Source organism: Bariatricus sp. SGI.161 (assembly GCF_050313695.1).
Lineage (GTDB): Bacteria > Bacillota > Clostridia > Lachnospirales > Lachnospiraceae > JAFBIX01.
This window is the reverse complement of the sequence record NZ_JBNPLX010000005.1, coordinates 1-24,509: the sequence shown is the minus strand read 5'-3', so window position 1 is coordinate 24,509 and position 24,509 is coordinate 1. Positions and strand designations below refer to the sequence as shown.

At 42.4% G+C, this 24,509-nt stretch carries 18 protein-coding genes and 1 tRNA gene; 16 read left to right on the top strand and 3 right to left on the bottom strand.

Annotated features, from left to right (window positions below):
• Positions 1 to 3 precede the first annotated feature (3 nt).
• The 4 genes from glgX (at position 4) to ACQRBH_RS04160 (ending at position 4,766) form a co-directional block, all read left to right on the top strand.
• On the top strand, positions 4 to 2,136 hold the full coding sequence (glgX, locus tag ACQRBH_RS04175; RefSeq protein ID WP_427760971.1) for a glycogen debranching protein GlgX: 2,133 nt from the start codon (positions 4 to 6) through the stop codon (positions 2,134 to 2,136).
• A 96-nt stretch (positions 2,137 to 2,232) separates the two neighbouring features.
• Complete coding sequence (locus ACQRBH_RS04170; RefSeq protein ID WP_427760970.1) at positions 2,233 to 3,042, top strand: MetQ/NlpA family ABC transporter substrate-binding protein; 810 nt, start codon at positions 2,233 to 2,235, stop codon at positions 3,040 to 3,042.
• Between the two features lie 72 nt (positions 3,043 to 3,114).
• The gene (locus ACQRBH_RS04165) at positions 3,115 to 4,110 is read left to right on the top strand and encodes a methionine ABC transporter ATP-binding protein (protein WP_427760969.1); all 996 of its coding nucleotides are present in this window, start codon (positions 3,115 to 3,117) and stop codon (positions 4,108 to 4,110) included.
• Positions 4,095 to 4,766, top strand: coding sequence for a methionine ABC transporter permease (locus ACQRBH_RS04160; protein WP_427760968.1), 672 nt, complete (start codon positions 4,095 to 4,097; stop codon positions 4,764 to 4,766). Before ACQRBH_RS04165 ends, ACQRBH_RS04160 begins: the two co-directional genes overlap by 16 nt.
• Positions 4,767 to 4,856: 90 nt before the next feature.
• On the opposite strand, the gene ACQRBH_RS04155 is transcribed toward ACQRBH_RS04160, so the two are convergent.
• Entirely contained in the window at positions 4,857 to 5,897 is a 1,041-nt protein-coding gene (locus ACQRBH_RS04155) for a uroporphyrinogen decarboxylase family protein (protein WP_427760967.1), read from the bottom strand.
• Between ACQRBH_RS04155 and ACQRBH_RS04150 the strand changes: the two genes are divergently transcribed.
• From ACQRBH_RS04150 to ACQRBH_RS04135, 4 genes are read left to right on the top strand one after another with little or no spacing between them, the layout of a single operon-like run.
• A complete protein-coding gene (locus ACQRBH_RS04150) occupies positions 5,889 to 7,283 on the top strand; it encodes an MATE family efflux transporter (RefSeq protein WP_427760966.1) in 1,395 nt (464 codons plus the stop codon). The two genes, ACQRBH_RS04155 and ACQRBH_RS04150, sit on opposite strands and share 9 nt — an antisense overlap.
• Positions 7,283 to 8,236 (top strand): ornithine cyclodeaminase family protein, encoded by a 954-nt coding sequence (locus ACQRBH_RS04145; protein WP_427760965.1) that lies wholly within the window; start codon positions 7,283 to 7,285, stop codon positions 8,234 to 8,236. Before ACQRBH_RS04150 ends, ACQRBH_RS04145 begins: the two co-directional genes overlap by 1 nt.
• A gap of 2 nt (positions 8,237 to 8,238) precedes the next feature.
• Entirely contained in the window at positions 8,239 to 8,613 is a 375-nt protein-coding gene (locus tag ACQRBH_RS04140; protein ID WP_427744287.1) for a RidA family protein, read from the top strand.
• 56 nt (positions 8,614 to 8,669) lie between these two features.
• On the top strand, positions 8,670 to 9,503 hold the full coding sequence (locus ACQRBH_RS04135; RefSeq protein ID WP_427761031.1) for a P-loop NTPase: 834 nt from the start codon (positions 8,670 to 8,672) through the stop codon (positions 9,501 to 9,503).
• A gap of 287 nt (positions 9,504 to 9,790) precedes the next feature.
• Here ACQRBH_RS04135 and glgB read toward each other — a convergent pair whose 3' ends face one another.
• Positions 9,791 to 11,581, bottom strand: a complete 1,791-nt coding sequence (glgB, locus tag ACQRBH_RS04130) for a 1,4-alpha-glucan branching protein GlgB (RefSeq protein WP_427744285.1) — start codon at positions 11,579 to 11,581, stop codon at positions 9,791 to 9,793.
• Between the two features lie 176 nt (positions 11,582 to 11,757).
• On the opposite strand from glgB, the gene ACQRBH_RS04125 reads away from it, so the two are divergent.
• The 4 genes from ACQRBH_RS04125 to ACQRBH_RS04110 all read left to right on the top strand — a co-directional run bounded on the left by ACQRBH_RS04125 (position 11,758) and on the right by ACQRBH_RS04110 (position 16,902).
• Entirely contained in the window at positions 11,758 to 12,300 is a 543-nt protein-coding gene (locus tag ACQRBH_RS04125; RefSeq protein ID WP_427760964.1) for a TetR/AcrR family transcriptional regulator, read from the top strand.
• A 108-nt stretch (positions 12,301 to 12,408) separates the two neighbouring features.
• Positions 12,409 to 13,752, top strand: a complete 1,344-nt coding sequence (locus tag ACQRBH_RS04120; RefSeq protein ID WP_427760963.1) for a putative DNA modification/repair radical SAM protein — start codon at positions 12,409 to 12,411, stop codon at positions 13,750 to 13,752.
• Positions 13,727 to 14,491, top strand: coding sequence for a TIGR03915 family putative DNA repair protein (locus ACQRBH_RS04115; protein ID WP_347376065.1), 765 nt, complete (start codon positions 13,727 to 13,729; stop codon positions 14,489 to 14,491). The genes ACQRBH_RS04120 and ACQRBH_RS04115 overlap by 26 nt, the downstream gene beginning before the upstream one ends.
• Positions 14,492 to 14,538: 47 nt before the next feature.
• A complete protein-coding gene (locus ACQRBH_RS04110) occupies positions 14,539 to 16,902 on the top strand; it encodes an ATP-dependent DNA helicase (RefSeq protein WP_347376059.1) in 2,364 nt (787 codons plus the stop codon).
• A 34-nt stretch (positions 16,903 to 16,936) separates the two neighbouring features.
• Here the strand turns inward: ACQRBH_RS04110 and ACQRBH_RS04105 are convergent, their stop codons facing one another.
• The gene (locus ACQRBH_RS04105; RefSeq protein ID WP_427744280.1) at positions 16,937 to 17,809 is read right to left on the bottom strand and encodes a LysR family transcriptional regulator; all 873 of its coding nucleotides are present in this window, start codon (positions 17,807 to 17,809) and stop codon (positions 16,937 to 16,939) included.
• Positions 17,810 to 17,905: 96 nt separating this feature from the next.
• On the opposite strand from ACQRBH_RS04105, the gene ACQRBH_RS04100 reads away from it, so the two are divergent.
• The 4 genes from ACQRBH_RS04100 (at position 17,906) to ACQRBH_RS04085 (ending at position 24,411) form a co-directional block, all read left to right on the top strand.
• A complete protein-coding gene (locus ACQRBH_RS04100) occupies positions 17,906 to 18,616 on the top strand; it encodes a TIGR01906 family membrane protein (RefSeq protein ID WP_427760962.1) in 711 nt (236 codons plus the stop codon).
• Positions 18,617 to 18,714: 98 nt separating this feature from the next.
• Positions 18,715 to 22,482: a phosphoribosylformylglycinamidine synthase gene (locus tag ACQRBH_RS04095; RefSeq protein WP_427744277.1), complete on the top strand. Its 3,768-nt coding sequence runs from the start codon at positions 18,715 to 18,717 to the stop codon at positions 22,480 to 22,482.
• A 290-nt stretch (positions 22,483 to 22,772) separates the two neighbouring features.
• Positions 22,773 to 24,107: an NADP-specific glutamate dehydrogenase gene (gdhA, locus tag ACQRBH_RS04090; RefSeq protein WP_427744276.1), complete on the top strand. Its 1,335-nt coding sequence runs from the start codon at positions 22,773 to 22,775 to the stop codon at positions 24,105 to 24,107.
• A gap of 231 nt (positions 24,108 to 24,338) precedes the next feature.
• Positions 24,339 to 24,411 (top strand) — tRNA-Val (locus ACQRBH_RS04085).
• Positions 24,412 to 24,509 lie beyond the last annotated feature (98 nt).

Genomic DNA, 24,509 nt, shown 5'->3' with positions numbered 1-24,509 from the left:
GATATGGAAAAAGAAAAATATCTCTCCGGTGAATTAACAGCGATACTTCCTGTCAATGGACAGATCTTGAATATGGAACCACTGGAGCAGGTCAATGGATATCAGATATGTCCGGGATTTTATATGTTTGACGGCGCAACACCGATTCCTGAGGGTGTGAATTTTACGATACATTCCCAGGGAGCGACGGCCTGTGAGTTATTGTTATATCACCGGAAAGCAGAGAAACCCTATGCTGTCATACCATTTCCAGAGAATTATCGGATCGGCAATGTATATTCCATGATCGTCTTTGGATTAAATGTGGAAGAATTCGAGTATGCGTATCGTCTGGATGGTCCTTACGATCCGAAGAAAGGATTGCTCTTTGACAAGGAACATGTTCTTCTGGACCCTTATGCCAAAGCTGTTACCGGGCAGAGTACCTGGGGAAAGCGGGTCAGTCCGGCCGGATACCGCGCCAGAGTAGTGCGTAATAATTTCTACTGGGGAGCTGAGGTATGCCCCAAGATACCAATGGAAGAACTGGTTATCTATGAGTTGCATGTGCGTGGTTTTACGAAGATGGCAAAGGATGTGAATGCCCCGGGAACCTTTGCCGGAATTCAGGAGAAGATTCCTTATCTGAAGGAACTGGGCGTTAATGCCATTGAACTGATGCCGATTTTTGAATTTGATGAATTGAGTGAATGTCGCACAGTGGACGGCAAAGAACTGTTAAATTACTGGGGATATAATACGGTCAGCTTTTTTGCGCCCAATACCAGTTATGCTTCTGCTGTGGAATACAACCGGGAAGGTACAGAGTTAAAACAATTAGTAAAGACCTTGCACGAGAATGGAATAGAGGTCATTCTGGATGTAGTGTTCAATCATACGGCAGAAGGAGATAAGGATGGGCAGTTTATTTCGTTTAAAGGCTTTGACAATAATATCTATTATCTTCTGACTCCAGAGGGGGAATATTATAATTTCAGCGGTTGTGGAAATACCATGAACTGTAATCATCCCATTGTGCAGAACCTGATCATTGACTGCCTTCGTTATTGGGTGACAGATTATCGGATTGACGGGTTCCGGTTTGACCTGGCTTCTATTCTTGGGAGAAATGAGGATGGTTCTCCGATGGAAGTACCGCCGCTTTTAAGAGCTCTTGCACAGGATCCATTGTTAGGAGATACGAAACTGATCGCAGAAGCCTGGGATGCAGGTGGATTGTATCAGGTAGGGAATTTTCCTGCATTTAACCGCTGGTCAGAATGGAATGGAAGATATCGGGACGATATGCGGGAATTCTTAAAAGGCGGTCTGTGGAGTGCCCAAGGAGCAGCGGAACGATTGATTGGTTCCCCGGATCTTTATGATCCGGCTGTTCGCGGAAAGAACGCTTCTGTTAACTTTATGACCTGTCATGATGGATTCACTTTGTATGATCTCTATTCTTATAATGTGAAGCATAATGAAGCCAATGGCTGGAATAATACGGATGGAAGTAACGATAATCGCAGCTGGAACTGTGGTGTGGAAGGTCCGACTGATGATCCAGAAGTCTTGCAACTTCGAAAGCGCATGATCTGGAATGCGTGTGCTACATTGATGGTCAGCAGAGGCGTTCCCATGTTTCTCGCTGGGGATGAATTTGGAAACACACAGTTTGGCAATAACAATGCTTACTGTCAGGACAATGAAGTCTCCTGGCTGGATTGGGAATTGCAGGAAAAGAATCAGGATATCTGGAAGTTCTTTCAATACATGATTCATTTTCGTAAGAACCACCCAAGTATTCTGGGAATATGTAAACCTGCCAGATGCGGTCTGCCGGAGGTGAGCCTTCACGGAGAACATCCATGGAAAGATCACTATAATGACCAGACGAAAGTGATTGCTGCAATGTATGCTGGATATGATTCGGTAAAAGGACAGGATGATATCGTATATGTCATTATCAACGCATTCTGGGAACCGGTGGAGGTTACGCTTCCAACACTGCCGGGAGGAATGGAGTGGAAGATGGCAGTAGATACAGGGAATGAGAAGAAGGGATTTTATGAAGAGCCGGTTGTGATTGGGCAATCAGAGATAGCGATGAGAGAAAGAACTGTGATGGTAGTGACGGCATATAGATATAACCTATAATTAAGTATACATATAAGAATCACCGATTTGTGTGAATATAAATAGCAGGTATATAATATTACTATGTTATTTTATATAAGCATGAGGAGGATACTTATGAAAAAGAAAATGTTAAGTGTATTATTGTGTGTTGCAATGATCGCTGGCCTGGCAGCAGGATGCTCAGGGAAAAAAGAAGAAGAAAAGACTGAGGAAGAAAAGACAAAGCTTGTGATTGGTACATCTTCCGTATCTGTTGATCTGGCACAATCTGGAGTGGAAGCCCTGGAAGAGATGGGATATGAAGTAGAGGTAAAGGTATTTGACGATTATTTTCTCCCAAATGAAGCGTTAGCAGAAGGTTCTCTGGATGCAAATTTATATCAGCATGAACCATTTATGGATACATATAATGAGGAAAAAGGAACTGACATCATCATGATGGAACCAAAGTTATGGAACTTCTGGGCAGGACTTTATTCTGCGAAAGCTGATAAAGTGGAAGATCTTCCAGATGGAGGTATCATCGGTGTTGCAGAGGATGCTTCCAATTTAAGTGAAGATTTGAAACGTCTGGAATCTCTGGGATTAATTAAACTTACAGATGAAGAAAAGGATCTGTATGATATTGCAGATATTGTTGAAAATCCACATAATTATGAATTTGTACGTGGAGACCACAGTAAGTATCTGAACCAGGATGATTATACAGCTATTATTGGAACATCTAATACAATGGCATCTGCCGGTGTTGATCCTACAGAGCATCTTTTGGAAAAATTTGTAGATGATTCTCTGGCACTTGGTATGTGTATTATGGCAGAGAATAAGGATACACAATGGGCAAAAGATATAATGGAAGCTTATACATCAGACAAAGCAAAGGAAGCTGTAGATCCTTCAACAGGTTTTGAAGCGTTATTTTAATAACTAAACGAATAAGTAGGGATGCCTGGTAAAACAGACATCCCTTATTTATACAGTGATAAAGGAGACATTATGATTGAAATACGGGAGTTACAAAAGTCATTTGGTGACTTGCAAGTATTAAAAAATATTAATCTTACAATTGAAGACGGAGAAATCTATGGACTTGTTGGAAAAAGTGGGGCAGGAAAATCTACATTGCTTCGGTGTATTAATGGATTGGAACATTATTCTTCAGGCAGTCTTAAAGTTGATGGAGTTGAAGTGAAAGATTTGGATAGAAAGGGTCTTAGAGATTTCCGCAAAGGAGTATCTATGATATTTCAGCATTTCCCAATGCTTTCCCGTAAAACAGTATATGAAAATATCGCATTTCCAATGCGTTGCTGGGGATATGATAAAGCAACAATAGATAAAAGGGTCAGAGAACTTGCAGAATTGGTGGGTATTTCAGAAAAACTGAATCAACGGCCTCGCCAGCTTTCAGGTGGACAACAACAGAGAGTGGCAATCGCGAGAGCATTAACTATGGAGCCGAAAATTCTTCTTAGTGATGAAGCTACTTCTGCGCTGGATCCAGTGACGACACGTTCTATATTAAAGCTTTTAAGGGATATCAATGAAAAGCTTGGTATTACCATTATTATTGTTACGCATCAGATGTCAGTGATCAAAGATGTATGTCAGAAAGTATCTCTTCTTGATCAGGGATGCCTGGTTGTCTCTGGAAAAGTAGATGAATTGTTTATGAATCAGCCGGATGAATTAAAGACCTTTTTAGGAGAAGAGAAATTTGAGGTTGACTGTGAGGGAATTAATGTGCAGATTATGTTATCGGAAGAGGATGATTCCCGGAATATTGTAAGCAGGATGTCAAGAGAACTTGGAATTGACTTTACCATTATTAATGGAGAAATGGAGAGGTACAGGGATAAATATCTGGGGTCCATTTTAATTAATTTTCCGAAAGAGCAGAAAGAAAAGGTTGAGACATATCTGAAAGAAAGTCATGTGATCTGGCGTTATTATCATACAGATAAGGAGGGAGAAATATGTCAAGATTCTTAACGGAATATCAATTGAATTTTTGGGAAAGAGTGCTGTCCCCGGCGTTTTTGGATACGATTGAGATGGTTGCTATTACGACATTGTTTGGTACGATATTTGGTTTTTTGATAGCCGTTATATTGTTGGTCAGCAATAAGGATGGTATCCGTCCGAATAAATATATATATGGAGTGGTTAGCTTCCTGGTAAATGTGATTCGTTCTTTTCCGTTTTTGATTTTGATGATTCTTTTGCTTCCGTTTACAAAACTTGTTGCAGGAACCTCCATTGGAGTAAGAGCTGCGGTGGTTCCGTTGATTGTCTCTGCGGCAGCTTTTATCGCGAAGCTGATAGAGAATGCAATGCAGGAAGTTGACCGAGGACTGATAGAAGCTATGAAGTCGTTCGGAATATCGGAAGCCCAAGTTGTATTTCGCGTAATGTTAACAGAAGCTCTTCCGTCAATTATATCTGGAATTATTCTTGCAATGGTATCTATTCTTGGATGTACTGCTATGGCAGGAGCGATGGGAGCAGGAGGAATCGGATCGGTTGCGATTACATATGGCTATCAGAAGTTCAATTATCCAGTTATGGGATTAACGGTTGCGATTTTGATTATTTTTGTAGAGATTATAGAAGCAATTGGAAAATGGGTTTATCGGAAAATGAAGTGATTCTAAGGGGCAGTTCGTATGAGCTGCCCCTTATTAAGTGATATGTGTTGTATCGATTGCTGGTGCAGATTTTTTTGGATACAAGCGAAGTTATTCCCAGTTTGATGGCTGAACTGGATATTTTGCACATTGTCTTGCTGCGCGCATATAAGCATCGATATTTTCAAGAGGTGCCTTGACTGGGATATCACATCCGGGAGCGATAGTGAATCCACGTGGATTGTCCCAACATTTGGCGAAACATTCTTTGACTGCCTGCTCGATGGAAGCCGGTGTCCCTTCCAGGATTTCCACAGGAGAGACATTTCCCATAATGGATAATTTATCGCCTATTGTTTCTTTGGCATAGCCAATATCTACAGCACTATCGATACTGATTCCGCGAATACCCATCTCGGTAAAACATTCCAGAAGCTTGGAAGTGTCACCGCAGATATGGAAGCCGGCGCCACGGCATCCCCATTCTTTCCACTGTTCCATGACTTTTTTATAATACGGTGTAACAAATTCCTGAAATTGCTTTGGGGATACCAGTGAAGCGGTAGGCTCAGCCAGACCGATACCAATCTGATTTTCTACAAATTTTCTGCCTACTTCAATGGTCGCATCAGCTGCAAAGTCCAGAAGTTTGTGAAGTCCTTCGGGATCTTTTCTCATTGCTTTTAATACGGTAGTAGTCCCGGCAAGGTTGGCAGCGGTGGTGAATGGTCCCATAAATCCTACGCCAGTGAAGATCTCATCATTCAATTCATCCTGAATGATGCGGACGGCATCAAAAGCTATCTGAGCATTCTTATCATTTTCAAAGCGCAGGTTTTCAAGATCAAGCTGGTCTACATCGGAAATGTCTTTTAATATAGCATTTTTAATCATTGGAATACCTGTCGGATCATAGGTGGATTCTGCACCGAAAGCTACCGGAATACCGTCAAGCCGATAGTTAACGCTAAGGCCATCCTGTCCAAAACGCCTGTAACTTTCCATCAGCCAATGGGCGCGGGATTTGGCTTCTGTAAAGGCTTCATCATATAGATAGAATATTTTTAAAATTCCTATATTTCTTTTGTGTCTTATGTTACAATCTTTACTGGATGTATCAAATGAGAAGAGGATAGAGAGGTTATGACACAACAGGATTCGGCAAATCTGAATATTAACTGGCGAGTTTTTTATCGAAATGTATTTGCACTGGTAGTACCGATGGCACTTCAGAATCTGATTAATGTTGGTGTTACGGCGATTGATGTTGTTATGCTTGGAAAGGTCGGAGAGACGGCTCTTTCAGGTTCTTCGCTGGCAGGACAGATTCAGTTTATTATGATGCTTCTGTTTTTCGGGATTACTTCGGGAGCTACCGTGCTGACTGCGCAGTATTGGGGAAAGAAAGATACCAGAACCATTGAGAAGATATTGGGAATGGGGCTGTCTGTTTCTCTTGTGGTAGCTGCTGTATTTACCATTGCGGCGCTTCTGATTCCAGAGACACTTATGCGGATATATAGTTCAGATGTTGAAGTGATTACAGAAGGTGCAAGATATCTTCGTATTGTTGGGCTTTCTTATCTATGTATTGCTGTGACTCAGGTGTACTTGAATATTATGCGAAGCATTGAGAGAGTGTTGATTGCTACTTTTGTGTATTTTATGTCGCTGGTTGTAAATGTGGTGGTAAATGCATTGCTGATTTTTGGTCTGTGTGGTTTCCCAAAGCTTGGGATTGTAGGTGCAGCCATTGGTACTTTGTGCGCAAGAATCACAGAGACCGTGATTGTTCTTGTCTATGCCAGAACAAGGAACCGTGATGTCCGTATCCGTCTGTATGATATGTTTCACATTGATAGAGTATTGCTGAGAGATTACATGGTATATGCTATGCCGGTTGTGTTAAATGAACTGATGTGGGGTCTGGGAAGCTCTGCCAATACAGCCGTCATTGGACATATGGGCAGTGCTGCGGTGGCGGCTAATTCCGTGGCACAGGTAGCAAGGCAGCTGGCTACGGTTGTTGTGTTTGGAATCTCGAATGCCACGGCAATCTACCTTGGCAAGACGATTGGAGAGAGACAGATCTTACATGCAAGGGCATATGCAAAACGGTTCGTTGGATTAAGCCTTCTGTTAGGGACGATCGGCGGAGGAATTATTCTTCTGGCAGCACCTGTTGCGGGAGCGAATCTTGAACTGACAGAGCAGGCAAAGCAGTATATGAACTTTATGTTTTTTGTCATGTCCTATTTTACGATCGCTCAGTCAGTCAATACGACGATGGTCGTTGGAGTCTTCCGTTCCGGCGGAGATACTCGTTTCGGGCTTATTATGGATGTATCAACTATGTGGGGATGTTCCATCCTGATTGGTGCGGTGGCCGCCTTTGTATTACATGCAAGTGTGCCGGTTGTATATGTGATACTGATGAGTGATGAGTTGATTAAGATTCCAATCTGTGTATACAGATACCGAACTTATAAGTGGTTAAACAATGTAACAAGAGAAAAAGAAGAGTTGGGAGGAGATTAATGATGATTGTTTTAGGAAAAGAAGAGATTGAGAAAATGGTTGACCTGAATCAGATGATGGATCAGATTGAAGAGGCATACCGCATATTTGGTACAGGAGAATATTATATGCCTCCGCGTCCGACTGTTGAACATGATAATAAGACTTTGATGTACATGCCATGTTATACCCATGAGATTATCGGAACGAAGATCTTAAGCATTTTTCCAGAAAATGCAAAGCTTGGCCTTCCGTCTATTGATGGTGTCGTGCTGCTAAATGACCAGAAGACAGGTGCTCCGGTTGCATTGATGGATGGGCAGTGTGTGACTGCATATCGGACAGGAGCAGTAGGCGGGGTGGCAATCCGCCATCTTTCCAGAAAAGACTGTCATACGGTGGGAATCGTGGGAGCAGGAGTGCAGGGATTTCATCTGGCACTATATGCATGCGCTGCAAGAGATATTCATACCGTATATGTATACAATCACAGTAATCGGGATCTGAGCGAATACCTTGCCAGAATGAAAAAAGCTATTGATAAGCCGGAGGTTGAGGTAGTACAATGTAAGACGATAGAAGAACTGGTGACGAACAGTGAGATTATCTGTACAGCAACGCCTTCCAAGAAGCCGGTGCTTCCGGATGACAGCAAAATGTTAAAGGGAAAATGCATCGTTGCCATTGGTTCTTACACGCCTCAGATGCGTGAGATACCGAACGCAATCTGGGAGCTTGTAGATCATGTATACATTGAACTCCCGTATGCATGTGAGGAAAGCGGGGACTTGAGTCAGCCTCTGGCAGACGGAATCCTGAAAGAGGAGCAGACCATTCTCATGGATCAGTTCCTGGCATCAGGAGCAGATGAAGAGGAGATCACCAAAAAGACGACTTACTTTAAATCAGTAGGTATGGGACTTTTTGATGTGTGCATTGCACAGAAATTATTAGAACAGGCAAAGGAGAGGTAATTATGAAAGCAGTAGCAACAGAAAAAGCACCAAAAGCATTGGGACCATATTCACAGGGATATGTACATGGAGGAATCTTTTATTCTGCAGGACAGATTCCAATCAATCCAGAGACAGATACCATTGAGGCCGTGACAATTGAAGAACAGACAGAACAGGTATGTAAGAACCTGGGGGCTGTTCTGGAAGCTGCAGGAACTTCTTATGATAAAGTTCTTAAGACAACTTGCTTTCTTGCAGATATGGCAGATTTTGCAGCATTTAATGAAGTATATGCAAAGTATTTTACATCCAAACCGGCAAGAAGCTGCGTGGCAGTTAAGACATTGCCAAAGAATGTAAAATGTGAAGTAGAACTGATTGCAGTTGTTGAATAATACACTTTGTGCACAGTGATTTTCAGATGCACTTAGTAACCAGGAGGTAATGAATGATGGCAGAAGAACAACAGAATGGCTGCTCACCATCTGACTGCGCCGGATGTGCGCATGCAGGTTCCTGTAGCAGCAAACCACAGGATTTTAGAGAACCGGCGAATCCATTTTCACAGGTGAAAAAAGTGATTGCGGTTGTCAGTGGCAAGGGCGGAGTAGGTAAATCCATGGTAACCGCATCTTTGGCAAGAATGATGCGTGAGCAGGGATTCTCCGTTGGAATATTAGACGCAGATATCACAGGACCATCCATTCCAAAGATGTATGGAGTACATGAGAATGCTAAGGGCAGTGATGCCGGTATGTTCCCATGTGAGGCAAAAGATGGTACGAAGATTATGTCCGTTAATCTGCTTCTGGAAAATGAGTCTGATCCGGTCATCTGGAGAGGACCGGTTATTGCAGGAGTGGTAACACAGTTCTGGACGGATGTGATGTGGGGAGAATTGGATTATCTTTTCGTTGATATGCCACCGGGAACCGGCGATGTACCGTTGACGGTATTCCAGTCTCTTCCGGTAGATGGAGTTGTGATCGTCACATCTCCGCAGGATCTGGTACAGATGATCGTAAAGAAAGCTTACAATATGGCAAAACAGATGAACATTCCGGTACTGGGAATCGTTGAAAACTACAGTTATCTGGTATGCCCAGACTGCGGCAAGAAGATCAATGTATTCGGCGAGAGTCATATTGATGCAATTGCAGAAGAACTGGGAATCCCGGTATTAGGAAAGATGCCAATCGATGCAGTACTTGCGGAAGCAGTGGAGAATGAAAAATTCTACGAGATCAGCAATGAATATCTTGCGGCAGCAGTGAATAAGATATAAGTTGGCTGAGTAAGTTTTGCGGTTGGAAATGTACGGCGTGGGATTGCACTGGGCATTTGGGTGTCCGATGTCCTTCGCTAAGAATCTATAGCAGAAAAAGGAACAGAAATTCTGCTATAGATTCTAATGCTTGACCAAGACGGACGCCAGTGGTGGGATAGAGACTTCTTGGGTATGGATGTGAAAAAATTGCTGGCAGATTACCAGGTGTTTTTGTATAGTGTGGCAATGTGTTATATTGCCGATTCAGTTCCACAGACATCATCTCTGGAATCCGGTCCCAACCACTAGATCCCAACCTGCAGATAAATCGCAGAATAAGGCTCCAGATCCAAGATCGCTTTTCCATTTTGCACTGGAATATTCATGGCCTTATATTTTTTCGTTCCGGCATATTGTTCCATATCACTGGCAATCAGAATGGTCAGCTTTTTGGCATCTTTCACTTCGAATTCGTATTTTTCCTGCTGCGTGTCGGAAAAGTTAAAAAGGGCCAAGATTCGTTCCTGGTCGGATCTTCGTTCGAAGGCATAAATACAACGCTCTTCCTGGTGGCAGTCGATCCATTGGAATCCATCCGGAGTATAATCTTTCTGGGAAAGAGCCGGATGTGTCTGATAGATTAGGTTCAGATCTTTCATAAAGTGGTGGAATGCATCGTGGATAGGATATTTCAGGATGTTCCAGTCTTGTTCACGTTTTTCATCCCATTCTCGCAGCTGTCCCAGTTCATTTCCCATAAAATTCAGTTTTTTCCCTGGATGTGCATACATATACATGTAAAATGCTCTTGCCTGTGGGAATTTCATATCGTAATCTCCACTCATTTTCTGCAGAATCGTTGCTTTGCCGTGCACAACCTCATCGTGGGAGAGCGGAAGAAGGAAGGTGTCGTTATAATAATACATCATGGAAAAGGTCAGTTTGTGGTAATCACGGCTTCGATATTCTGGTGCGGTTCGGAAGTAATCCAGGGTATCGTTCATCCATCCCATATCCCATTTGTAATCAAATCCAAGGCCACCTTCGCTGACTGGTTTTGTGACATTAGGAAATGAGGTAGAATCTTCAGCAGACAGAATGGCAGTGGGGTGCATCGTTTTTAATCCGCGGTTCATTTCACGGATGAATTCTACGGCATTATGATTCACACCCCTTGCAGGTTCGCCCTGCCAGTAGATGATTCTGCTGATGGCATCCATACGGATTCCGTCCATGTGATACTCTGTAAGCCAGTAATTGGCGGCGGATTGCAGGAAGGAGCGTACTTCTCCGCGTGAATGCATGAAGTTGCAGCTTCCCCATTCACTGACTCCTACGTCCTGATGAGGGTATTCGTATAAAGCAGTTCCGTCATAATTGGCCAGAGCATATCCATCTACAGCAAAATGAACCGGAACGAAATCTAAGATGACACCGATGTCATTCTGGTGACAAGTATCGACAAATTTCATCAGATCTTCTACAGTACCATAACGAGAAGTGGGACTGAAAAATCCTGTGTTCTGGTATCCCCAGGACTCATCACAGGGATGTTCGCTCAATGGCATGATTTCTACATAATTGTAGCCATATTCTTTCAGGTAAGGGATGAGAATATCAGCCATTTCCGTATAGGTATACCAGTCATCAGCTTTATCGGATGGCTTTTTAAAAGATCCGAAATGAATTTCATAGATATTTAAAGGCTGCTCTTTGCAATCTGTCCGGTTCCGCATCCATGCATCATCCTGAAAAGCATAAGAAGACAGATCACGGATATATGAAGCAGAATTCGGGCGAAGTTCCATACCATAGCCGTAAGGATCACAGTGGTCTACATAGGATTGATCTTGCCTGTAAATCCGGTATTTATACATCATTCCAGGATGTGCATTCTGTACATAACATTCCCAGAAGTTTCCGTCGTGGACCCGGTTCATTTCCCATTCCTGCCAGCCATTGAATTCTCCAATCAGGGTAATGCGCGAAGCGCCGGGGGCAAATGTACGAAACGTAACCCCCTGTTCTTCTACGTGTGCGCCGAGATAGCGATATGCGTCAAATATTTTCCCAGTATAAAAGCCAAAAAAATCCATAATGTTTCCTCCAATTCTATAAAATAATAGACAGTAGTTGCTTTTTTCGTCTATAATGATTATACAAATCTGATATCGGGCTATCCACCAACAATGTAGACAGATGGATGGATAAGCAACGGATTGCAAAATTTGTCGGGAAATATCAAGAATAGAATGTTTGGAGGAAGCAATATATGGATCTGCGGATTGAAAAGACAGAAAGAGGAATCAAGAATGCATTTATAGAACTGCGTTCCAGAAAACCATTGGAAAAGATTACAGTCAGAGAATTGTGTGAACTGGCTTGCATTAATAAATCGACGTTTTATTCTCATTATAAAGATATTTATGATCTGTCAGACAGTATGGAAGCGGAAGTAGTCATGTCGATTACGAACAGCATCTCCCATCCTGAGTATATTATGGAGAATCCGGCAGAATTTACCAAGGAGCTGTTTATGGCATATCTGTCACAGAATTCTCTGACTATGATTCTGTTTTCAGGAAAACAGAGGAACCATTTTGCAGATAGGATTGAGACGAGTATTAAGGAAATGATATTTGAAAAATACCCGGAATACAGGGATGATGCAGTGAAAAATATTATCTTAAGTTGCTGTATTCAGGGTGGTTATCATGCATATCAGCGGAATCGGGAGGGGGATATCCATACCCTGATTTCGGTTATCAGTGATATAACGGAGATGCTGCAGCCAATGTACAGTAACCAATACTAGAATGATCTTCCTTCTTGGAACTTATTGACAAAAAGAACATACATTTGTATAATTGAAAATACAAACGTATGTTCTTTTTGCGTTCTGTGAAAAGGGAAGGGTGGTTTTGTGAGGATTCAGGAATCTATGACGGTCTATGATAAATTGAATATCTTAACGGATGCGGCGAAATATGATGTTGCCTGTACTTCCAGCGGAACTTCGCGCAACAATGATGGAAGAGGAATAGGAAGCTGTGAACAGTCGGGAATCTGTCACAGCTTTTCGGCAGATGGAAGATGTATTTCTCTTTTAAAGATTTTATTTACCAACGAGTGTATCTATGATTGCAAGTATTGTGTGAATCGAAGAAGCAATGATGTGGTGCGGACGGCTTTTACACCGGAAGAAGTCTGTACTCTTACGATGGAATTCTACCGAAGAAATTATATTGAAGGACTGTTCTTAAGTTCTGGGATATTGAAGAGTCCGGATTATACAATGGAATTGCTTTATGCTACATTGTATAAACTGCGAAGGGAATGTCATTTTCAGGGATATATCCACGTGAAAGCAATTCCCGGAGCGAATCCAGAACTGATCCAGAGAGTTGGATTTCTGGCAGACAGAATGAGTGTGAATCTGGAACTTCCTACGGCAGAGAGCCTGAAGATTCTGGCACCGCATAAGACAAGAAAAAATATTCTGACACCGATGCGTCTGGTACAGAATCGCATGGATGAGAATAAGCAGGAGATTCAGTTGTATCGGAATGCGCCGCGTTTTGTCCCGGCAGGGCAGAGTACGCAGATGATCATAGGAGCAACTCCGGAGACTGATTATCAGATTATGCAGGTGGCAGAGTCGCTATATCAGAAGTTTGGATTAAAAAGAGTATTTTATTCGGCATTCGTGCATGTGAATGAGGATGCTGCCTTGCCGGCAAGGACGGATGACGGACCGCCTCTTTTAAGAGAACATCGTCTTTATCAGGCAGACTGGCTGCTTCGTTACTATCATTTTCAGGCAGAGGAACTTTTGTCGGAAGAGAATCCGAATTTTAATGTGTTATTTGATCCGAAGTGTAACTGGGCATTGCAGCATCTGGATCAGTTTCCGGTAGAGATTAACCGGGTAGAATATAAGATGCTGCTTCGGGTGCCGGGAATTGGATATAAGTCTGCATCCCGGATTATGAAAGCGAGAAAGTTTGGTACGCTGGATTTCCCAGATCTGAAGAAGATGGGGGTTGTATTGAAGCGAGCGTTGTATTTTATCACATGCAGTGGGAAGATGCTGTATCCGACGAAGATGGATGTGGATTATATTACCAGAAATCTTCTGGATGCAGGAGAAAAGCTGCCAAAGGAGATAACGAATATGGGATATCAGCAATTGTCCCTTTTTGATGATGTGAGATTCAGGGAGTATGTATATGGAAGCAATGATAAAAACAATCTATGTGTGCAGTGATACGGTCACTGGGATTTTTTCGGGGATATATGATGCGTGGAAGAGCAGGAAAGGGGAAGATGAATGTGGGATTGCATTAAGAGGATTCCTGGAACCTCGTTTATTCTGTGATTATGTTGAGGTGGAGGAGACGGAGCATAAAGCGATTGCGGTGGAAGCACTGATCAGGAAGCATTTGGGACAGAATGCTTATTGGGATATCTATCATGCTGTGCTGTCAGCGGATAAAGAAAAGGCAGATGCAGTACTTGGAACGATGTTGGCGGCACGGAAGCTGCCTGACAGTACAAGAATTATGGAATATCTCAGCCACCCCAAGGTAGAGAAGGTATTTGAACTTAGTAGAAACGTGGGCGGAGAAGCACATTCACTCAAAGGCTTCCTGAGATTTCAGGAACTTGCAAATGGCGTGTTATATGCAGGGATTACACCAAAATCACAGGTTCTTACCTGCCTTGCACCCCATTTCGCGGATCGCCTTCCTCTGGAGAACTGGATGATACATGATAAGACACATCATATGTTTGTAGTTCATGAATCGGGGAAAAAATGGATCCTTTTATGGGATGAACAATGTAAGATAGAAGAGAATCTTACGTTTTCTGAGAGAGAAAAAGAATTTGAAAAGCTGTGGAAGGGATTTTGCAAGACAATTTCTATTCCATCCAGGGAGAATCCGAAGTGCCAGAGGCAGCATTTGCCGCTCCGCTTCCGGCCGGATATGGTAGAGTTCCGGTAATATCTATGCTATAATAAGAAAAGTTAGTATAGAGAGAAGAAGAGATTATGAATTTAGAACAGCCGGTCATCCGGATATCCGTGCGTAGTCTTGTGGAGTTTATTATGCGCAGCGGGGATATCGACAATAGAATAGCAGGAGCAGATAAGGACAGTATGCTTTTGGGCGGTAAGATTCACCGGAAGATTCAGCGCCGTATGGGGTCGGATTATCATGCAGAGATTGGATTGAAGTTCGAAGTGCCTTGTAAAGGATTCCTTCTTATGATTGAGGGGCGTGCAGACGGAATCATAGAGACGCCGGAAGGAATTGTGATCGATGAGATCAAAGGAGTGCTGAAAGATCTGAACTTGTTGAAAGAACCTGTCGGAGTCCATCTGGCACAGGCAAGATGTTATGCATATATTTATGCCAGTCAGAAGAAGTTAGAAGAGATTGGCATACAGATGACATATTGTAATATGGAGACGGAAGAGATTAAGCGTTTTCAGAGTGTATATTCGTTCCAGGAATTAGATACATGGTTCTGGGAATTGATCGGGAAGTATGAGAAATGGGCAAGGTATCAGATTCAGTGGAAGGGAAAAAGGAATCAATCTATTAAAGAAATTGAATTTCCATTTGCATATCGTGAGGGACAGAAGGATTTGGTCGTATCGGTGTACCGGACTATTCTTCGCAAGAAGAAGCTGTTTATCCAGGCTCCTACGGGAGTGGGCAAGACGATGGCGACTGTATTCCCGGCTGTAAAGGCGATTGGGGAAGGATTGGGCGAAAAACTGTTTTATCTGACTGCGAAGACGATTACTCGAACGGTGGCATGGCAGGCGTTTGACACACTGAAAGAACAGGCGCTTCGCATGAAAGTGATTGTTCTGACAGCGAAGGAAAAGATCTGTTTTTGTGAAGAGACAAACTGTAATCCTGATGCATGTCCATATGCGAAGGGACATTATGACAGAGTAAATGATGCGGTATATGAGTTGATTACGACTTCCGATGAGATGAGCAGGGAGATTCTGGAAGAACAGGCAAGAAAGTGGCAGGTATGTCCGCATGAGATGAGTCTGGACATAGCAGAGTGGGTAGATGCAGTCATCTGCGATTATAATTATGTGTTTGATCCGAACGCATATCTGAGACGATTCTTCGGTGAAGGGAACAAAGGAGAATATCTTTTCCTCATTGATGAAGCGCATAATCTGGTTGAACGCGGTCGTGAGATGTACAGTGCCCAGATTTATAAAGAAGACATTTTAAAGATAAAAAAACTGGTAAAGGACAGAGATGAAAAACTTGCCCGGAAGCTGAATGACTGCAATAAGCAGCTTTTGGCATTAAAGCGAGAATGTGACGGTTTGCAGGTGTTAGACAGTGTCTCCCATATCTATTTAAAATTAATGGCATTAATGACGGAGATGGAGAGATATTTGGAAGACTGTAAAGAAGAAGAGATTCGACAAGAAGTTTTGAATCTTTATTTTTCTGTACGTACATTTCTCAATATCCATGACCGGTTGGATGAGAATTATCTGATCTATTCAGAATTAGAAGACAGTGGCAGATTTAAGCTTCGGCTGTTCTGCGTCAATCCTGCCAATTGTTTACAGGAGTTTTTGGATAAGGGAAATAGTACCATCTTCTTCTCTGCAACGTTACTTCCGATTCATTATTACAAAAAGCTGTTAAGTACTTCGAAAGAAGATTACGCGATATATGCAGAATCTCCATTTGATCCTGCAAGAAGACAGTTGATTCTTGGTACCGATGTCAGTACAAAATATACCAGACGAGGCGAGGACATGTATCGGCGTTATGCCAGATATCTGATACAGGTTGCAAGAACAAGAATCGGTAATTATATTGCGTTCTTCCCTTCCTATCGATTTATGGAAGAAGTTTATGAAGTGTTTGTTGATCTGTTAAAAGAAGATCAGGAAATCGAATATGTGATGCAGTCTCAGTATATGTCGGAAGAGGCGAGAGAGATCTTTTTGGAAAATTTTGAAGAAGACAGAAAGCACAGCCTGATGGGATTCTGTGTAATGGGTGGTATTTTCTCGGAGGGAATTGATCTGGCAGAAGATAAATTAATCGGCGCGATCATTATTGGTACCGGACTGCCTCAGGTGTGCCGGGAAAGAGAATTGTTGAAGAATTATTTTGATGCACATGGATTGCGAGGCTTTGATTATGCTTATCTTTATCCTGGGATGAATAAGGTGCTTCAGTCAGCAGGAAGAGTCATTCGTACAGATGAAGACAGAGGGGTGATCCTGTTACTGGATGAGCGCTTCCGTGATGGAAGATATCAGGAAACATTTCCAAGAGAATGGAAGGAGTATGCGCTCTGTAATGTGGAAAATGTAGAGGATTACCTGGAGACATTCTGGAAAAAATGGGGAGAATAGCTTTCTGAAATATGGAACTAGACAGAGCAGATCATTAGAAATAATTCAGAAATTCTAACACCGCATTTGATACTGGCATATGTTCATCATATGCGATTGCCAGTTCACGTGCAGGGAGTTCCTCCTGAGTCCTAACAATAAACAGTTCTGTAGATTTATGAGGAATGCAGTAATCCGGTATGAATGCAATTCCCAGGCCAATGCTTGCAAGATCGATGAGAAGATCGTTACTGCTCAGTTCGATTTCAGGAACCAGATCCAGCTGATGTTGCTGAAAAAGTGCATGCAAAAATTCGCTGGTCGTACTTTTCTTATCCAGCATAAGAATCGGATATTCTAATAATTGTTTTAAAGATAGTTTTTTTCCTTTTAATTCTGAAAAAGCATTGTTTGCAATGAATACGTCGTGAAAAGTCCGGATTTTCTTTACGTTAGAGACATTTCTAAGATAGGTATTGGGATAGTTGACGACAATGAGGTCAACCTGGCCGCTTTCCAGTAACTCTACACAGCGAACGGAAGTTGCGTTTGTAACCTTGATATGAGTGCCTGGAAATTCCTTATGGAATCTTTCCAGATAAGGAACCAGAAAATAACGGCAGATTGTGTCACTTGCCCCAATGCGAATCTGTCCTCCGCCTGCATTGGATTCCAGAAGCGAAGCTTCACCGTGTTTGATCAGATTGATGGCAGGCTCCACATGTCTTAAGAGGATTTCGCCTTCCGGTGTTAGACGTACTTGTTTTGTACTGCGGATGAACAGAATCTGATTTAACTTTTTTTCCAGAGATTTGACAGACTGACTGACGGCTGACTGAGATATATATAATTTCTTGGAAGCTTCGGAGAAGCTGAGGGTCGTTGCTACATAATAAAATACTTTATATAATTCATAATTGATATCCATTTATAAGTCCTCCTGATAAAGCTAAGCCAATTATAAGTCAAAAAGAAGTGAATTACAATGAGGATTATGTTAGAATGGGGATGGAAGGAGCGAGATATGAATAGAAAACAGAATAAGATTATGAGTGTAACGGCTGTTGTTGCAATGTTTCTTCTCATTATTGCAATGCTGCTGACCAGTTTTCAACTGGTGATATATGGGGATCCGGAATATCGTTTTTATGAGAAGGAATATGAAAAATATACGGTTACGGAAGCTTTGAATATGAAGATTGTAGATGTCATGAAAGTGACAGACCACATGATGGCTTATCTGATTGGAAAAGAGGATGAATTGTCAATTGTGACGGAGGTAGATGGCCAGACGCAGGACTTTTTCAATGAACAGGACAGGCTGCATATGGCAGATGTAAGGAATTTGTTCTTAGGCGGGTTAAAACTAAGAACCGTATGCCTGATTGTTTTTCTCGTACTGCTTGTGCTGCTCATAGCACGGAAGGCAGACTGGAAGCATCTACTTCCCAAAGCTTATTTTATTGCGGTCGGTGTGTTCCTGGCGCTGATTGCATTTCTGGCAGTGGCATTTTCTATTGATTTTACAAAGTGCTTTACGATATTTCATCAAATATTTTTTACCAATGATCTGTGGCTCTTTGATGAAGATACTGACTATATGATTCGGATGCTCCCGGAAGGGTTCTTTTCTGATATGGTGATTCGAATCGGTATGTCATTTGTGGGAATGTTACTACTTCTTTTAATCATGTTCCTGATCTGGAACAGAAAAGTGAAAAAGAATGATAAGTAATACTTATAGAATGATTAAGATGTATTAATTTTATTAATAAGAAAAACTATGATACAATGTAACCAGATAATCTAGAATTCATGTGTGGAGGATGATTTATGAGTAATGTAAAACGTGTTTACGTGGAAAAGAAACCAGGATTTGCAGTACAGGCAGACGATTTAAGACATGAGATTAAGAGCTATCTCGGGATTAAAGATGTGGAAAGTGTGCGTGTACTGATTCGTTATGATGTGGAGAATATTTCCGATGAAACTTTCGAAAAAGCTTGCAATGGAATCTTTTCTGAGCCACCGGTAGATACACTGTATCACGAGGAATTTCCTGTTGCGGACGGATGCAGAATCTTTTCTGTAGAATTCCTGCCTGGGCAGTTTGACCAGCGTGCAGATTCTGCGATTCAGTGTGTACAATTTATAAAAGAGGATGAGCAGCCTGTTATTAAGACGGCGATCACCTATGTGATTGAAGGAAGAGATGGAGTAATCTCTGACGAAGAGTTTGAGGCAATCAAAGCTCACTGCATCAATCCGGTAGACTCCCGGGAGACTGGCATGGAGAAGCCGGATACTCTTGTGACGAAGTTTGATGAACCTGCAGATGTCATTATATTTGACGGGTTTAAAGATATGGCAGAGGATCAGTTGAAAGAATTGTATTCTTCTCTGGGTCTTGCTATGACATTTAAGGATTTCCTTCACATTCAGAAATATTTTAAAGGAGAGGAAGACAGAGATCCTTCCATGACAGAGATCCGTGTGCTGGATACTTACTGGTCTGACCACTGCCGTCATACAACATTCTCAACAGAACTGACAGATGTTACTTTCGGAGAAGGTGATTATAAAGAGCCGATCGAGGATACATATAAGCAGTATCTGGCAGATCACAGCGAGATTTTCAAAGGCAGAGAGGATAAATTCGTATGCCTGATGGATCTTGCCTTGATGGCGATGCGTAAATTAAAGAAAGAAGGAAAGCTTGCAGATCAGGAGGAGTCTGATGAGATCAATGCCTGCAGTATTGTTGTACCGATCAAAGTAGATGGCGTGGAAGAAGAATGGCTTGTGAACTTTAAAAATGAGACTCATAACCATCCGACTGAGATTGAACCATTCGGTGGTGCGGCTACCTGCCTTGGCGGTGCGATCCGTGATCCATTGTCAGGACGTACTTATGTATATCAGGCGATGCGTGTGACAGGTGCGGCAGACCCGACGGTATCTGTGAAAGATACGATGAAAGGAAAGCTTCCGCAGAAGAAACTGGTTCGTGAGGCAGCTCATGGTTACAGTTCTTACGGTAATCAGATCGGTCTGGCAACAGGAGCTGTAAAAGAAATCTATCATCCAAATTATGTGGCAAAACGTATGGAAATCGGAGCGGTATTAGGTGCGGCACCAAGACGTGCGGTTATCCGCGAGACTTCTGATCCTGGAGATATCATTATCCTTCTTGGCGGACGTACCGGACGTGATGGCTGCGGCGGAGCAACCGGATCTTCCAAAGTACATACCGAAGAATCTATTGAAACTTGCGGTGCTGAGGTTCAGAAGGGGAATCCTCCGACAGAGCGTAAGATTCAGCGCCTTTTCAGAAGAGAAGAAGTAAGTAAATTAATTAAGAAATGTAATGACTTTGGCGCTGGCGGAGTTTCTGTGGCAATCGGAGAACTGGCGGACGGTTTAAAAGTTGATCTTGATAAAGTCCCGAAGAAATATGCAGGTCTGGATGGAACGGAAATTGCAATCTCTGAATCCCAGGAGCGTATGGCAGTCGTCGTTGATCCAAAAGATGTAGATGAATTCATGGGCTATGCAAAAGAAGAAAATCTGGAAGCAGTCTGTGTTGCAGTTGTAACAGAGGAGCCAAGACTGGTGCTTTCCTGGAGAGGAAAAGAGATTGTCAATCTGTCCCGTGCATTCTTGGATACGAACGGAGCACATCAGGAAACTACGGTTGCAGTGGATATTCCGAACAGAAAAGACAGCATTCTTGTAAGAGAAGAAGTTGGAGATGTCAAAGAAAAATGGATGGCAACCCTGAAAGATCTGAATGTATGTTCTCAGAAAGGTCTTGTAGAGATGTTTGATGGTTCCATCGGTGCTGCGTCCGTATTTATGCCACATGGTGGAAAATACCAGATGACAGAGACACAGGCGATGGTAGCAAAACTTCCGGTATTGACGGGAGACTGCGACACAGTCACGATGATGAGTTATGGATTTGATCCGTATCTGTCCACCTGGAGTCCATATCATGGAGCAATCTATGCTGTGACCGAGTCTGTTGCGAAGATTGTTGCAGCAGGTGGTGACCATAGCAAGATTCGCTTTACTTTCCAGGAATATTTCCGCCGTATGACGGAAGATCCACATAGATGGAGCCAGCCGTTTGCAGCACTTCTGGGGGCTTACGATGCACAGCTTGGATTCGGCCTTCCATCCATCGGAGGAAAAGACAGTATGTCTGGAACTTTCGAGGATATCGATGTTCCGCCGACACTGGTTTCCTTTGCAGTAGATGTTGCTACAGAAAAGGATATTATTACTCCTGAATTGAAGAAGGCAGGTAATAAGTTGGTGTGGCTTCGTATTGAGACAGATGAATATGATGTCCCGGTATATGAGAAAGTCATGGATCAGTATGCGAAGTTTACAGAGGATATTCACAGCGGAAAGATTGTATCTGCATATGCACTTGACAGACATGGTATTGTAGCAGCTGTCAGCAAGATGGCATTTGGTAACAGAATGGGTGTTACTCTGGAACACAATGTAGATGAAAGAGATCTGTTTGCTCCTGCATTTGGTGATATCATTGCGGAAGTTCCTGCAGATAAAGTGGGAGAATTGAGCATCACTTATATGGTAATCGGTGAAGTGACAGAAGAACCTGTTCTTGCATACAAGGATGTAAAGATTACCATTGCCGATGCAGAAGAAGCATGGAAAGGAACACTGGAAAAAGTATTCCCGACTAATTCTGGTGCAGAAGGACAGGATGAAAAGGTTGAAACTGGAGTGTATGAGACCTCAGATATCTATATCTGTAACCACAAGATTGCGCAGCCGACGGTATTTATTCCGGTATTCCCTGGAACAAACTGTGAATATGACAGTGCAAAAGCATTTGAAAGAGCCGGAGCAAAGACGAATATTAAAGTATTCAAGAATATGAATGCTTCAGATATCATTGATTCTGTCAATGTGTTTGAAAAAGCAATCAATGATGCCCAGATTATCATGTTCCCAGGCGGATTCAGTGCTGGCGATGAACCGGATGGTTCTGCAAAATTCTTTGCAACTGCATTCCAGAATGCGAAGATGAAAGAAGCGGTAGAAAAACTTTTGAATGAGCGTGACGGACTGGTACTCGGTGTATGCAACGGATTCCAGGCACTTGTCAAACTGGGACTGGTTCCAAATGGAGCGATTACCGGACAGGATGCAGATGCCCCGACTTTGACATACAATACGATCGGACGTCATATTTCCAAGATGGTATACACAAAAGTAGTTACCAATAAGTCTCCATGGCTTCAGAAAGCAACGCTCGGCGGTGTATATACCAACCCGGCTTCTCATGGTGAAGGACGTTTTGTAGCCAATAAAGAATGGCTGGATAAACTCTTCGCTAATGGGCAGGTCGCAACGCAGTACTGTGATCCGGAAGGTAATATTACTATGGATGAAGAATGGAATGTTAACGGATCTTATTGTGCAATTGAAGGTATCACCAGCCCGGATGGACGTGTGCTTGGTAAAATGGCACATTCTGAGAGACGTGCACGCTCCGTCGCTATGAATATTTACGGAGAACAGGATCTGAAGATCTTTGAATCTGGTGTAGAATATTTTAAATAAGCTACAAAGAAAATGAAACTTAGAGAGCACTCTGTTTCAAGAAAAAACGAATTATAGCGTAAAAACTGCATAAAATTAAGGCGTTTTTGAAAGAATAAAAGGAGATAATTGCATAAATTGCATAAAATTGAAAAAAAACCTTGTGTTCTATACGTGAATCCTTTACAATGTTAATTGACAAAAGCGTCACAAACGGGTAGGCCTTGTCTGCCCGTTTTTTTATATAAGGCATAACATGGGAGTGCATTATATAAAAATGCTTTGAAGGAATTTTTTAGGAGGTAAAAGGTATGTCATATGTAGATGAAGTCCTGGAAAAAGTAGTGGCAAAAAACCCTGCTGAACCAGAATTCCACCAGGCAGTCAAAGAAGTATTGGAATCATTGAGAGTAGTAGTAGAGGCAAATGAAGAAAAATTCAGAAGAGATGCCCTGCTTGAAAGACTGGTAGAACCAGAGAGACAGATTAAGTTCCGTGTTCCATGGGTAGATGACAAGGGACAGGTTCAGGTCAACACAGGTTATCGTGTACAGTTCAACAGCGCAATCGGACCTTACAAGGGAGGATTACGTCTTCATCCATCTGTTAATCTTGGAATTATCAAATTCCTTGGTTTTGAACAGATCTTCAAGAATTCACTGACAGGCCTTCCTATCGGCGGAGGTAAAGGTGGTTCTGATTTTGATCCAAAGGGTAAATCAGACAGAGAAGTAATGGCATTCTGCCAGAGCTTTATGACAGAACTTTGCAAATACATCGGTGCTGATACAGACGTTCCGGCAGGTGATATCGGAACAGGTGCAAGAGAGATCGGCTACATGTTCGGACAATATAAGAGAATCCGGGGAACTTATGAAGGTGTGCTTACAGGTAAAGGATTAAGCTATGGCGGTTCTCTTGCAAGAACAGAGGCTACAGGTTATGGTCTTCTGTATCTGACAGAGGAACTTCTTAAGATTAATGGAAAAGACATCAAAGGCATGACAGTTGCTGTATCCGGTTCCGGAAATGTTGCAATCTACGCAACACAGAAAGCACAGCAGTTAGGTGCTAAGGTCGTAACAGTCAGCGATTCTAACGGATGGGTATATGATCCAGAAGGAATTGATGTAGACGCATTGAAGGAAATCAAGGAAGTAAATCGCGCAAGATTAACAGAATACAAGAAATATCGTCCAAATTCAGAATATCATGAAGGACGCGGCGTATGGTCTGTAAAAGTAGACCTTGCTCTTCCATGTGCAACACAGAACGAACTTCACTTAGAAGATGCAAAACAGTTAGTAGCAAACGGATGTGTAGCAGTATGCGAAGGTGCGAATATGCCTACCACTTTGGAAGCAACACAGTATCTGCAGGAAAACGGAGTCATCTTCGCACCTGGAAAGGCTGCTAACGCTGGTGGTGTTGCAACATCCGCACTCGAGATGTCCCAGAACAGCGAACGCTTAAGCTGGTCATTCGACGAAGTAGATGCAAAACTGAAATCCATCATGGTAAATATCTGCCATAACATTGACGATGCTGCAAAACGTTACGGCATGGACGGCAACTACGTTGCCGGAGCAAACATTGCCGGATTCGAAAAAGTAGTAGATGCTATGACAGCTCAGGGAATTGTGTAAATTGTATATGGGGACGGGGGTTTTTTCAATTTCCTCCGTCCCAAATTAAAATATCCCTGTCCCTTTTTGAAAGGAGAATTTTATTTACGAGCATGAAATGGCGTATTTTCGGGGATTATAAAAAATATTTTCGGAATTTGCAAAAAAATTAAAAAAACTGTTGACAATTGGTGAGAATTAATGGTATACTGACGAAGTCGGTTCGAGAGATAAGAACTTGCAAACCAATATGGGATCATAGCTCAGCTGGGAGAGCATCTGCCTTACAAGCAGAGGGTCATAGGTTCGAGCCCTATTGGTCCCATTCAACTCAAGAAGAGTTGTGTTAATTTAATATGGCGGGATAGCTCAGTTGGCTAGAGCACACGGTTCATACCCGTGGTGTCGCTGGTTCAAATCCAG

What these genes read in the sequence shown, in the direction of transcription:
- glgB (WP_427744285.1), bottom strand. Translation starts at nt 11,581, where the DNA reads ATGGATTTTTTTGGCTTTTATACTGGGAAAATATTTGACGCATATCGC.
- ACQRBH_RS04145 (WP_427760965.1), top strand. Translation starts at nt 7,283, where the DNA reads ATGATGATTGTTTTAGGAAAAGAAGAGATTGAGAAAATGGTTGACCTG.
- ACQRBH_RS04150 (WP_427760966.1), top strand. Translation starts at nt 5,889, where the DNA reads ATGACACAACAGGATTCGGCAAATCTGAATATTAACTGGCGAGTTTTT.
- ACQRBH_RS04105 (WP_427744280.1), bottom strand. Translation starts at nt 17,809, where the DNA reads ATGGATATCAATTATGAATTATATAAAGTATTTTATTATGTAGCAACG.
- ACQRBH_RS04125 (WP_427760964.1), top strand. Translation starts at nt 11,758, where the DNA reads ATGGATCTGCGGATTGAAAAGACAGAAAGAGGAATCAAGAATGCATTT.
- ACQRBH_RS04165 (WP_427760969.1), top strand. Translation starts at nt 3,115, where the DNA reads ATGATTGAAATACGGGAGTTACAAAAGTCATTTGGTGACTTGCAAGTA.
- ACQRBH_RS04095 (WP_427744277.1), top strand. Translation starts at nt 18,715, where the DNA reads ATGAGTAATGTAAAACGTGTTTACGTGGAAAAGAAACCAGGATTTGCA.
- glgX (WP_427760971.1), top strand. Translation starts at nt 4, where the DNA reads ATGGAAAAAGAAAAATATCTCTCCGGTGAATTAACAGCGATACTTCCT.
- ACQRBH_RS04140 (WP_427744287.1), top strand. Translation starts at nt 8,239, where the DNA reads ATGAAAGCAGTAGCAACAGAAAAAGCACCAAAAGCATTGGGACCATAT.
- gdhA (WP_427744276.1), top strand. Translation starts at nt 22,773, where the DNA reads ATGTCATATGTAGATGAAGTCCTGGAAAAAGTAGTGGCAAAAAACCCT.
- ACQRBH_RS04135 (WP_427761031.1), top strand. Translation starts at nt 8,670, where the DNA reads ATGGCAGAAGAACAACAGAATGGCTGCTCACCATCTGACTGCGCCGGA.
- ACQRBH_RS04160 (WP_427760968.1), top strand. Translation starts at nt 4,095, where the DNA reads ATGTCAAGATTCTTAACGGAATATCAATTGAATTTTTGGGAAAGAGTG.
- ACQRBH_RS04110 (WP_347376059.1), top strand. Translation starts at nt 14,539, where the DNA reads ATGAATTTAGAACAGCCGGTCATCCGGATATCCGTGCGTAGTCTTGTG.
- ACQRBH_RS04100 (WP_427760962.1), top strand. Translation starts at nt 17,906, where the DNA reads ATGAATAGAAAACAGAATAAGATTATGAGTGTAACGGCTGTTGTTGCA.
- ACQRBH_RS04170 (WP_427760970.1), top strand. Translation starts at nt 2,233, where the DNA reads ATGAAAAAGAAAATGTTAAGTGTATTATTGTGTGTTGCAATGATCGCT.